Origin of the sequence: Pseudomonas arsenicoxydans, from assembly GCF_006438915.1 — a bacterium.
GTDB lineage: Bacteria > Pseudomonadota > Gammaproteobacteria > Pseudomonadales > Pseudomonadaceae > Aquipseudomonas > Aquipseudomonas arsenicoxydans_A.
Genome location: NZ_RCZE01000016.1, coordinates 109,092 through 122,303 on the forward strand (window position 1 = coordinate 109,092; position 13,212 = coordinate 122,303).

The window sequence follows — 13,212 nt, forward strand, 5'->3', positions numbered from 1 at the left end:
GGTGAAAGGCGCTGGACAAATCCCGGCCACAGCCGCATTCCCAATGCCTTGCGCGGTCGGTGAAGACCGCGTCCTGCACGCCTTCCCATGGGGCGTGACGTCAGAAAACCGATTCCACTTGCAAGCCGAAATCAGGCAGGAAACCTCATGACCGACGCGTTCGAACTCCCAAGCTCACTGGTCCAAGCCCTACAGCGCCGCGCGGCCCTGACGCCGGATCGGGTGGCTTTGCGTTTTCTTGCCGACACCCCGGATCAGGCGGTAGTCCTCAGCTATCGCGAACTGGATCAGCGTGCACGAACCATTGCTGGCGCATTGCAAGCCGAGGCGGATTTTGGCGATCGCGCGGTGTTGCTGTTTCCCAGTGGCCCGGATTACGTCGCCGCGTTTTTCGGCTGCCTGTATGCGGGGGTGATTGCGGTGCCGGCCTATCCGCCGGAGTCGGCCAAGCGTCACCACCAGGAACGTCTGCTGTCGATCATCAGCGATGCCGAACCGCGCTTGCTGCTGACCAGCGCGGATCTGCGCGACGCGTTGCAGCAGATCGAAGGCGCGCCGCCGCTGCTCTGCGTCGACACCCTCGAGGCTGCATTGGCGGATCGCTGGGCCGAACCGAACCTCGAAGACAGCCACATCGCCTTCCTGCAATACACCTCCGGTTCCACCGCGTTGCCCAAGGGCGTGCAAGTCAGCCACGGCAATCTGGTGGCCAACGAATTACTGATTCGCCACGGCTTTGGCATTGATCTGAACCCGGACGACGTGATCGTCAGTTGGCTGCCGCTGTACCACGACATGGGTTTGATCGGCGGTTTGTTGCAACCGATTTTCAGCGGCGTGCCGTGCGTGTTGATGTCGCCGGCGTACTTCCTCGGCCGGCCGCTGCGCTGGCTGGAAGCGATCAGCGAGTACGGCGGCACCATCAGCGGCGGGCCGGATTTTGCCTATCGGCTGTGCAGCGAGCGAGTCAGTGAATCAGCGTTGGAGCGGCTCGACCTGAGCGGCTGGCGCGTGGCGTACTCCGGTTCCGAGCCGATTCGTCTCGACACCCTGGAGCGCTTCGCCGAGAAATTCTCCCCGTGCGGATTTACCCCGGACAGTTTCATGGCGTCCTACGGCTTGGCTGAAGCGACGCTGTTCGTGGCCGGCAGCCCTCGTGGGCAAGGCATTGGCAACCTGCGCGTGGACGATCAAGCCTTGGCGCAAAACCGCGCGGAGTCGGGCGAGGGCAGCGCGATCATGAGTTGTGGTATCAGCCAACCGGATCACGCGGTGTTGATTGTCGATCCGGTTGCGCTCACTGAGCAGGCTGAGAATGCTGTCGGTGAAGTCTGGGCCACCGGGCCGAGTATCGCCCTCGGCTATTGGCGCAACCCCGAGGCCAGTGCCAAGACGTTCGTCCAGCACAACGGCCAAACCTGGTTGCGCACCGGCGACCTGGGGTTCATGCGCGACGGCGAACTGTTCATCACCGGGCGCCTGAAAGACCTGCTGATTGTTCGCGGGCACAACCTCTATCCGCAGGACATCGAGCAGACCATCGAGCGCGAAGTGGAGGTGGTGCGCAAAGGTCGCGTCGCGGCATTCGCGGTCAACATCGACGGGCAGGAAGGTATTGGCATCGCCGCCGAAATCAGCCGCAGCGTGCAGAAAATCCTGCCGCCCGAAGCGCTGATCAAAGCCATCCGTCAAGCCGTGGCCGAGGCGTATCAAGAAGCGCCGGGCGTGGTGCTGCTGCTGAATCCGGGCGCGCTGCCCAAGACGTCGAGCGGCAAGTTGCAACGCTCGGCGTGCCGCAATCGTCTGGCGGATGGCAGTCTCGACCGCTATGCGCTGTTTCCGTCAGCGCTCGCCGAGCGTGAAGCAAACGCCGAGTCCGGTTCTGAGTTGCAAACCCTGATCGGCCAGATCTGGTGCGAACAATTACAGGTCAAACAGATCCATGCCGACGACCACTTCTTCCTGCTCGGCGGCAACTCCATCGTCGCCACCCAAGTGGTTGCGCGTCTGCGGGAAGCCCTCGGCCTGGAGCTGAACCTGCGCCTGCTGTTCGAAGCGCCGACTCTTGGCGCATTCGCAAATGCTGTGGCTCAGCAACAACAGGATGGCGGCCTCGCCCAAGGCGCGATCACCCCGTTATCGCGCACCGAAGCCATGCCGCAATCCCTGGCGCAAAACCGCCTGTGGATCACCTGGCAACTCGACCCGCACAGCAGCGCCTACACCATTCCCGGTGCGTTACGCTTGCATGGCGAGCTGGATGAAGACGCAGTGCGCGCCAGTTTCCAGCAACTGATCGAGCGCCACGAGTCTCTGCGCACGCGGTTTTTCGAACGTGACGGCGTGGCGTTGCAACAGGTGGATGCCGCCGCCGGGTTCAACCTGCAATTGATCGACATCAGCGACTTGCCGGCCGCCGAGCGTGAAGCCCGCGCCGAGCACATCCGTGAGGACGAGGCGCGCACCCAATTTGATCTGGAGAAAGGCCCGCTGCTGTGGGTGACGCTGGTGCGCCTCGATGATGAGGATCACCAATTGCTGGTGACGATGCATCACATCATCGCTGACGGTTGGTCGCTGAACGTGTTGATCGACGAGTTCTCGCGCCTGTACGCCGCCGCCTCTCAGGGACAAAAAGCCAAGCTTCCCGCGTTGCCGACCCAATACGCCGACTACGGCAGCTGGCAGCGCCAATGGCTGGCGCAAGGGGAGGGTGAGCGCCAACTGGCTTACTGGAAAACGCGGTTGGGCGATGAGCATCCGACGCTCAATCTGGCCACCGACCACCCGCGTTCGGCACAGCACACTCACAACGCGGCCCGTCATTGCGTCAAGCTGGACGCGACCTTGAGCGATGCCATTCACCGGACCGCACAGGCGCATGAATCAACCCCGTTCATGCTGCTGCTCGCCGCGTTCCAGAGCCTGTTGCACCGCTACAGCGGCCAGCGCGACATTCGCATCGGCGTGCCAAATGCCAACCGTCCACGCCTGGAAACCCAAGGGTTGATCGGCTTCTTCATCAACACCCAGGTGCTGCGTGCCGAAGTGGACTCCCGACAGCCTTTTGTCGAGCTGTTGGCGCAAACCCGTCAGCACGCATTAGGCGCCCAGGCGCATCAGGACCTGCCGTTTGAGCAACTGCTCGAAGCCTTCCCGCAAGCTCGCGAACAAGGCCTGTTCCAGGTCATGTTCAACCACCAGCAACGGGACTTGAGCGCTCTGCGCCGGCTGCCGGGATTGCTCGCCGAAGAGTTGCCGTGGCACAGCCGCGAAGCCAAGTTTGACCTGCAACTGCACAGCGAGGAAGACCAAAAGGGCCGCCTGAGCCTGTCCTTCGACTACGCCAGCGAATTGTTTGACGCATCGACCATCGTGCTTCTGGCCGAACACTTCAGCAACCTGCTGCGCGGCATTTGCGAACAACCCGACACCGCCATCGGCGACCTGCCGCTGCTGACGTCGAGCGAGCACGCTCAGCAAACAGCCTGGAGCGCGGCACCTTGCACGCCGGCCAGCCAATGGCTGCCGCAACGCCTCAACGAACAGGCGAAACTGACACCGCAACGCACCGCCCTGATGTGGGACGGCGGCGCCATGGACTTCGCCGACCTGCACAGCCTCGCCAACCGCCTCGCGCATTACCTGCGCGACAAAGGTGTCGGCCCGGACGTGTGCGTGGCCATCGCCGTGGATCGCTCGCCGCAATTGCTGATCGGTCTGTTGGCGATCATCAAGGCCGGTGGCGCGTATGTGCCGCTGGACCCGGACTACCCGGCCGAACGCCTGGCCTACATGCTCGACGACAGCGGCGTCGAATTGCTGCTGACCCAAACCGGATTGCTTGAACGTCTGCCGGCCACCGAGGGCGTCAGCGTGATTGCCATGGACGCGCTCAACCTCGACTGTTGGCCAAGCCATGCGCCGGGGCTGCATTTGCACGGAGCCAACCTTGCCTACGTGATCTACACCTCGGGCTCCACCGGCCAGCCGAAGGGCGTCGGCAATACGCACGCGGCGCTGGCCGAGCGACTGCAATGGATGCAAGACATCTATCGCCTGAACGACACTGACGTGCTGATGCAAAAGGCGCCGATCAGCTTCGACGTGTCGGTGTGGGAGTGCTTCTGGCCGCTGATCACCGGCGCCCGTTTGTTGATGGCCGGTCCCGGTGAACACCGCGATCCGCATCGCATTGCTCAGTTGGTACAGCAGTACGGCGTGACCACGCTGCACTTCGTACCGCCCTTGCTTTCGTTGTTCATCGACGAACCGCTCGCCGCGCAATGCACCAGCCTGCGCCGCGTATTCTCCGGCGGCGAAGCCTTGCCGGCGGAACTGCGCAACCTTGTGCTGGAACAATTGCCCGCCGTGCAACTGCACAACCGTTATGGCCCGACCGAGACCGCGATCAACGTCACCCACTGGCAGTGCACCACGGCCGATGGCGAGCGTTCGCCGATTGGCCGTCCGTTGGGCAACGTCATCTGCCGCGTGTTCGACAGCGACCTCAATCCTGTACCGGCCGGCGTACCCGGTGAGTTGTGCATCAGCGGCATCGGGCTGGCGCGCGGTTATCTGGGGCGTCCGGGGCTGACGGCTGAACGCTTTGTCGTCGATCCGCTGGGCGAGCAGGGCGCACGCCTGTACCGCACCGGCGACCGCGCGCGCTGGTCTGCTGATGGCGTGATCGAATACCTCGGCCGTCTCGATCAGCAGGTCAAACTGCGCGGCTTCCGCGTCGAACCGCAAGAGATTGAAGCGCGGTTGCTGGCGCAGGAGGGCGTCGCGCAAGCCGTGGTGCTGGTGCGCGAGACGGCGGTCGGCGGGCAGTTGATCGGTTATTACACCGCCACAGAAACCAGCGAAACCGAAGACGCTCAAGGTGCACGCCTGAACACCGCGCTGGCGTCCGAGCTGCCGGAATACATGGTCCCGGCGCAACTGATGCGACTGGAGCAAATGCCCCTGAGCCCAAGCGGCAAGCTTGATCGTCGCGCGCTGCCCGAACCGCAATGGCAAAAGCGCGAACACGTCGAACCGGCCACCGCACTTGAGCAACAGATCGCCGGCATCTGGCGCGAAGTGCTGGGCCAGACGCAGATCGGTCTGCGTGACGACTTCTTCGCCCTCGGCGGTCACTCGTTGCTGGCCACACAAATCATTTCCCGCACCCGCCAGGCCTGCGACGTCGAACTGCCGTTGCGTGCGTTGTTCGAGCACAGTGAACTGGGCGCGTTTGCCGATCAGGTCCAGTTGATTCAGGTCAGCGGCAAAACCAACCAACAGCCACCCATAGAGAAAGTCGACCGCAGCCAACCGGTGCCGCTGTCCTACTCCCAGCAACGCATGTGGTTCCTCTGGCAGATGGAACCGGACAGCCCGGCGTACAACGTCGGTGGCATGGCGCGGTTGCGTGGTGTACTCGATGCCGGGCGTTTCGAAGCGGCGCTGCAAGCGTTGATCCTGCGCCACGAAACCCTGCGCACCACGTTCCCGAGCGTCGGCGGCGTGGCCCGGCAACAGGTGCATGGGCAAACCGGAATGCGCATGGACTGGAAGGATTTTTCCGCACTGGCTGTCGACCAGCGCGAGCAACGTGTCCAGCAACTGGCTGACGATGAGGCGCATATGCCGTTCGATCTGGAAACCGGTCCGCTGCTGCGCGCCTGCCTGGTCAAGACCGCCGAACACGAACATTACCTGGTGCTGACCCTGCACCACATCGTCACCGAAGGCTGGGCGATGGACATCTTTGCCCGGGAACTGAGCGCGCTCTACGAAGCCTTCGTCGATGACCGCGAATCACCGCTGGCGCCGTTGCCGGTGCAATACCTCGATTACAGTGTGTGGCAACGTCAGTGGCTGGAGTCCGGCGAGCGTCAGCGCCAACTCGATTACTGGACGGCCCAACTGGGTCGTGAGCATCCGCTGCTGGAATTACCGGCGGACCGACCGCGTCCACCGGTGCAAAGTCACCAAGGCGAACTGTTCCGTTTCGACCTGAGCGATGACCTGGCGGCACGCGTGCGCGCCTTCAATGCGCAAAACGGTTTGACCCTGTTCATGACCATGACCGCCGCGCTGGCCGTGCTGCTTTACCGCTACAGCGGCCAGACTGATCTGCGCATCGGTGCGCCGGTGGCCAACCGGATCCGCCCGGAAAGCGAAGGGCTGATCGGTGCGTTCCTCAACACCCAAGTGCTGCGTTGCCAACTCGACGGGCAGATGTCCGTCGGTGAGTTGTTCGAGCAGGTGCGCCACACCGTGATCGAAGGCCAGTCCCATCAGGACCTGCCGTTCGACCACTTGGTCGAAGCGTTGCAGCCACCGCGCAGTGCCGCGTACAACCCGTTGTTCCAAGTGATGTGCAACGTGCAACGCTGGGAATTCCAGCAGAGCCGCACCCTGGCCGGCATGACCGTCGAGTACCTGGCCAACGATGCGCGGGCGACCAAGTTCGACCTCAACCTGGAAGTCACCGACCTCGATCATCGTCTCGGTTGCTGCCTGACCTACAGCACTGATCTGTTCGATGAACCGCGCATTGCGCGCATGGCCGGGCACTGGCGCAATCTGCTGGAAGCGTTGCTGGCCGACCCGCGACAGCGCCTCAGTGAATTGCCGTTGCTCGACACCCGCGAACAGCAAGCATTGCTCGATAGCCTTGGCGTCGAACCGGGCGAGCATCGCCTCGACCAGTGCATTCATCACCTGTTCAGCGAGCAGGCGCTGGCGCGCAAGGATGCGCCGGCCCTGACCTTTGCCGGGCAGACCCTGAGTTACGCCGAACTCGACAGCCGCGCCAATCAACTGGCCTGGATGCTTCGCGAGCGTGGCGTTGGCCCGCAGGTGCGCGTTGGCCTGGCGCTTGAGCGATCGCTGGAGATGGTCATCGGCCTGCTGGCGATCCTCAAGGCCGGCGGTGCCTATGTGCCGCTGGACCCGGAATACCCGCTGGACCGTTTGCATTACATGATCGAAGACAGCGGCATCGGTGTATTGCTCAGTGATGCGGCAATGCTCGAAGCCCTCGGTGAGTTGCCGGCAACGGTCGCGCGCTGGTGCCTGGAAGAGGACACGGCCGGATTGGTCAATTACCCGACCACCGAGCTGCCGTTCACCAGCCTGCCGCAACATCAGGCCTACCTGATTTACACCTCCGGCTCCACCGGCAAACCGAAAGGGGTGGTGGTGTCTCACGGTGAAATCGCCATGCATTGCCAAGCGGTGATCGAACGCTTCGGCATGCGCCCGGACGATTGCGAACTGCACTTCTATTCGATCAACTTCGACGCCGCGACCGAGCGTTTGCTGGTGCCGTTGCTGAGCGGTGCGCAGGTGGTGTTGCGTGCGCAAGGGCAGTGGAATGCGCAAGAAATCTGCGAGCTGATTCGTCAACATCACATCAACATCCTCGGCTTCACCCCGAGCTACGGCAGCCAGTTGGCGCAATGGCTGGCGACCCAGGATGAAACCCTGCCGGTGCGCATGTGCATCACCGGTGGCGAGGCCCTGACCGGCGAACACCTGGCGCGGATTCGCGCGGCCTTCAAGCCAAACCTGTTTTTCAATGCTTACGGCCCGACCGAAACCGTGGTCATGCCGCTGGCCAGTCTCGCACCTGAACAGTTGGAAGAGGGTCTTGGCAGTGTGCCGATTGGCAGCGTGATCGGCGCGCGGGTGGCTTACATTCTCGACGCCGATCTGGCGCTCGTGCCACAAGGTGCGACCGGCGAGTTGTACGTCGGCGGCGCGGGTCTGGCGCAGGGTTATCATCAGCGTCCGGGCATGACCGCCGAACGCTTTGTCGCCGATCCGTTCGCCAACAATGGCGGACGCCTGTACCGCACCGGCGACCTGGTTCGTCAGCGTGCCGACGGGTTGGTGGAGTACCTCGGACGCATCGACCATCAAGTGAAGATTCGCGGTTTCCGCATCGAGTTGGGCGAGATCGAAACGCGTCTGCTGGAACACGCGTCGATCCGTGAAGCCGTGGTGCTGGCCCTCGACGCACCGAGCGGCAAGCAACTGGTGGGTTATCTGGTCACCGAGGTCGCCGAGCAGGACGAAGCGCTACACGCCGCACTGCGCGAATCCCTCAAGTCGCACCTCAAATCCCAGTTGCCGGATTACATGGTGCCCACGCACCTGATCCTGCTGGCCAGCATGCCGCTGACCGCCAACGGCAAACTCGACCGCCGTGCATTGCCGGCACCGGACCCGGAGCTGAATCGTCAGCAGTACGTTGCGCCAAGCAGTGCACTTGAACTGACCCTGGCGGCGATCTGGTGCGAAGTGCTGAACGTCGCGCAGGTCGGCCTCAATGACAATTTCTTCGAACTCGGCGGCGATTCGATTCTGTCGATTCAGGTGGTCAGCCGGGCGCGGCAGCAGGGCATCCATTTCAGCCCGCGTGACCTGTTCCAGCACCAGACTGTGCAGACGCTGGCCGCAGTGGCGACCCTTACCGAACAGGTCATCGCCGAGCAGGGCCTGCTCACCGGTGAATCGCGTCTGACGCCGATTCAGCACTGGTTCTTCGATACCGACATCCCCGAGCGCCAACACTGGAACCAGGCCTTGCTGCTGGAACCGACCGTGGCGTTGGAGCCTCATCGTCTTGAGCAAGCGCTGCTGGCGGTGATCGAACAGCACGACGCCTTGCGCCTGCGCTTCACCCAAACCGATGCGCAATGGCGCGCCGAGCACCAACCGGTGTCTGATGTCCCCGTGGTGTCGCAAGTCCATGTTTCGTCGATGGACCAATGCACGGCGCTGTTCGTCGATGCCCAGCGCAGCCTTGATCTCGAAGCAGGGCCGCTGCTGCGTGCGCTGCTGGTCGATGGACCTGAGGAGCAACAACGGCTGTTCATCGCCATTCACCACCTGGTGGTCGACGGCGTTTCGTGGCGCGTGCTGCTGGATGATCTGCAAACGGTTTACCGTCAACTGGACGCGCAGCAATCGGTCAATCTGCCAGCGAAAACCAGTGCATTCAAAGAATGGGCGGCCCGTTTGCAGGCCTATGCCGGCAGCGAATCCCTGCGCGAAGAACTGAGCTGGTGGCAGGCGCAACTGGCCGGCCCAAGCGTTGAGTTGCCCTGCGAGCGTCCGCAGGGCGAACGGCAGAATCGTCATGCCGACACCGTCAGCGTACGCCTCGATGCCGAACGCACTCGGCAATTGCTGCAACAGGCCCCGAGCGCTTACCGCACGCAGGTTAACGATTTGCTTTTGACGGCACTGGCCCGCGTGCTGTGCCGCTGGAGCGGCCACCAATCGACACTGATTCAACTGGAAGGCCACGGCCGCGAAACCCTGTTCGACGAAATCGACCTGACCCGCACCGTCGGCTGGTTCACCAGCGCCTATCCGCTGCGCCTGACGCCGATGAGCGCGCAGGGCGACTCGATCAAGGCGATCAAGGAGCAACTGCGTGCCGTGCCGCACAAAGGTTTGGGGCATGGCGTGTTGCGTTATCTGGCCGATGACTTTTGTCGCCAATCCATGGCCGCACTGCCGGTCGCGCCGATCACCTTCAACTACCTCGGTCAGTTCGACCAGAGCTTTGGCGCCGATGCCCTGTTCCGTCCGCTGGATGAAGCGGTCGGCGCGGCCCACGATCCGCACGCGCCGCTGCCCAATGAGCTGAGCGTCGACAGTCAGGTCTACGGTGGTGAACTGGTGCTGCGCTGGACCTTCAGTGCAGAACGCCATGATCCGCAAACGATCTCCGACCTGGCTGACGCTTACGTACGTGAACTGCACAGCCTGATCGAACATTGCCTGCAAGACGACGCGGGTGGCCTGACCCCGTCGGACTTCCCGCTGGCGAAACTGACCCAGACGCAACTCGATGCGCTGCCGGTTCCGGCCGCCGTGATCGAAGACGTTTACCCGCTGACCCCGATGCAGGAAGGCATGCTGTTGCACACCTTGCTGGAGCCGGGCACCGGGCTCTATTACATGCAGGACCGCTACCGCATCAACAGCGAGCTCGATCCGCAGCGTTTCGCCCAGGCCTGGCAAGCGGTGATTGCCCGTCACGAAGCCTTGCGTGCGTCATTCTGCTGGAACGTCGGCGAAGACATGCTGCAGGTTATCCACAAACCGGGCAGCACGCCGATCGAGTACCTCGACTGGAGCGCGATGGCTGAAACCGAGCAAGAACCGACGTTGCAGGCCTTGCTGAAAAGCGAGCGTGAGGCCGGCTTCGATCTGCTCAATCAGGCCCCGTTTCACCTGCGTTTGATCAAGGTCGGCGCGGCGCGTTACTGGTTCATGATGAGCAACCACCACATCCTGATCGATGCCTGGTGCCGTTCGCTATTGATGAACGATTTCTTCGACATCTACACCGCCCTCGGCGAAGGACGCGAAGCGCAATTGGCCGTCGCACCGCGTTACCGCGACTACATCGGCTGGCTGCAACGCCAGAGCCTGGCCGAAGCGCGGCAGTGGTGGAAAACCAACCTGCAAGGCTTCGAACGGACCACGCCGATTCCGAGCGATCGACCGTTCCTGCGTGAGCACGCCGGCGACAGCGGCGGCATGATCGTCGGCGACCGCTACACCCGGCTCGATGCCCATGACGGTGCGCAATTGCGTGAATTGGCGCAGGCGCATCAGTTGACCATCAACACCTTCGCCCAAGCGGCGTGGGCGCTGGTGCTGCGGCGCTTGAGCGGTGATCGTGACGTGCTGTTCGGCGTCACCGTGGCCGGGCGCCCGGTGGACATGCCGCAGATGCAACGCACCGTGGGGCTGTTCATCAACAGCATTGCGTTGCGGGTGAAAATGCCCGAAGACGATCAGCGTTGCAGCGTGCGCCAATGGCTCAGCGGTTTGCTTGACAGCAACATGCAGCTGCGTGAGTACGAATACCTGCCATTGGTGAGCATTCAGGAAAATAGTGAACTGCCCAAAGGTCAGCCGCTGTTCGACAGCCTGTTCGTGTTCGAGAACGCCCCGGTGGAAATGTCGGTACTGGACCGTGCGCAAAGCCTCAACGCGACCTCGGATTCGGGCCGCACCCACACCAACTTCCCGCTGACGGCGGTGTGTTATCCGGGCGATGACCTGGGCTTGCACCTGTCTTACGACCAGCGTTATTTCGACGAGTCGACCATCGAGCGCATGCTTGGTGAGTTCAAGCGTTTGCTGCTGGCGCTGGTCGAAGGGTTCCATGGCGACATGGCCGACTTGCCGTTGCTGGGGACCGAGGAGCAGGACCTCCTGGTCCACGGCTGCAACCAGAGCGAACATGACTACCCGCTGGAACAGAGCTATGTCGCGTTGTTCGAAACGCAAGTCGCTCGGCATCCGCAACGGATCGCCGCGAGCTGCCTCGATCAGCAACACAGCTACGTCGAGCTGAACCAGCGCAGCAACCGCCTCGGCCACGCCCTGATCGCGGCCGGTGTCGGGCTGGATCAACCGGTGGCGTTGCTGGCCGAACGTGACCTCGATTTGCTCGGCATGATCATCGGCAGCTTCAAGGCCGGTGCCGGTTACCTGCCGCTGGATCCGGGTTTGCCGAGTCAACGTTTGAGCCGGATCATCGATCTGAGCCGTACGCCGTTGCTGGTGTGCACTCAGGCCTGCCGCGAACAGGCACTGGCGTTGCTGGACGAGTCCGGTTGCGCCCGGCGGTCCAAGTTGTTGGTCTGGGAGGAGGTGCAGGCGAGCGCTGTTTCGGTGGCCAATCCGGGCCGCTACAGCGGGCCGGATAACCTCGCCTACGTGATCTACACCTCGGGTTCCACTGGTCTGCCCAAAGGCGTGATGGTCGAGCAGCGCGGCATGCTCAATAACCAGTTGAGCAAGGTGCCGTACCTGAACTTGAGCGATGCGGATGTGATCGCCCAGACCGCTTCGCAAAGCTTCGACATTTCAGTCTGGCAGTTCCTTGCAGCGCCCTTGTTCGGTGCGCGGGTGGACATCGTGCCGAACACCATCGCCCATGATCCGCAAGGGCTGTTGGCGCATGTTTCGGCGCAAGGCATTACCGTGCTGGAAAGCGTGCCTTCGCTGATCCAGGGCATGCTCGCCCACGAACGCATGAGCCTCGATGGTCTGCGCTGGATGCTGCCAACCGGTGAAGCGATGCCGCCGGAACTGGCGCACCAATGGCTGTTGCGCTACCCGCAGATCGGTTTGGTGAACGCTTATGGCCCGGCGGAATGCTCGGACGACGTGGCGTTCTTCCGCGTCGACCTGGCCTCGACGCGCGGCAGCTATTTGCCGATTGGTACGCCGACCGACAACAACCGTTTGTACCTGCTCGATGGCGCGCTGGAACTGGTGCCACTGGGCGCGGTGGGTGAGTTGTGCGTGGCCGGCACCGGTGTCGGTCGCGGCTATGTGAGTGATCCGTTACGCACTGCGCAGGTGTTTGTGCCGAACCCATTTGGGGCGCCGGGGGAGCGGTTGTATCGCACTGGCGACCTGGCCCGTCGACGCAGTGACGGAGTGCTGGAGTACGTCGGTCGTATCGACCATCAAGTGAAGATTCGCGGGTACCGCATTGAACTGGGGGAAATCGAAGCGCGCCTGCACGAACAGCCGGAGATCCGCGAAGCCGCGGTGGGGGTGCAGGAAGGGGTGAATGGCAAACATCTGGTCGGCTATTTGGTCGCGGCTGATTCTGCGCTCAATCCGACCGAACGCCTGGAGCGGATCAAGCAACGCCTGCGTGTCGAATTGCCGGAATACATGGTGCCGCTGCACTGGTTGTGGCTGGATCGGATGCCGCTCAACGCGAACGGCAAACTTGATCGCAAGGCGCTGCCGGCGCTGGAGATCGGCCAGTCGCAGAGTCAGGATTATCTGGCGCCGCGTAACGAGCTGGAGCAGGCGCTGGCGGACATTTGGACTGAAGTGTTGAAAGTCGAGAAGGTCGGTGTGCGTGACAACTTCTTTGAACTGGGTGGGCATTCGTTGCTGGCGACGCAGATTGCGTCGCGGGTGCAGAAAGTGCTGCAACGGGATGTGCCGCTGCGGGCAATGTTCGAGTGCAGCACGGTGGCGGAGTTGGCTGCATACATTGATGGATTGGCGGCGAATGAGATCACCGAGGAGAAGGCTGATCGGCTGAATGACCTGATGGCGGCGTTGGAAGGGTTCTAGTTTTTTAGCGCCTGTCAGGGCCTCTTCGCGAGCAAGCCCGCTCCCACATTTGACCTGTGTTCGCAGGACAAATGTGGGAGC

General features: G+C 62.7%; 1 protein-coding gene. It reads left to right on the forward strand.

Annotated features, from left to right (window positions below):
- Nucleotides 1–147: 147 nt before the first annotated feature.
- Nucleotides 148–13,131 (forward strand): non-ribosomal peptide synthetase, encoded by a 12,984-nt coding sequence (locus tag EAH78_RS27955; protein WP_140670995.1) that lies wholly within the window; start codon nucleotides 148–150, stop codon nucleotides 13,129–13,131.
- The last annotated feature ends 81 nt before the right edge of the window (nucleotides 13,132–13,212 follow it).

Bases quoted from the DNA above. Each gene is read 5' to 3' on its own strand.
- EAH78_RS27955 (WP_140670995.1), top strand. From the start codon at position 148: ATGACCGACGCGTTCGAACTCCCAAGCTCACTGGTCCAAGCCCTACAG.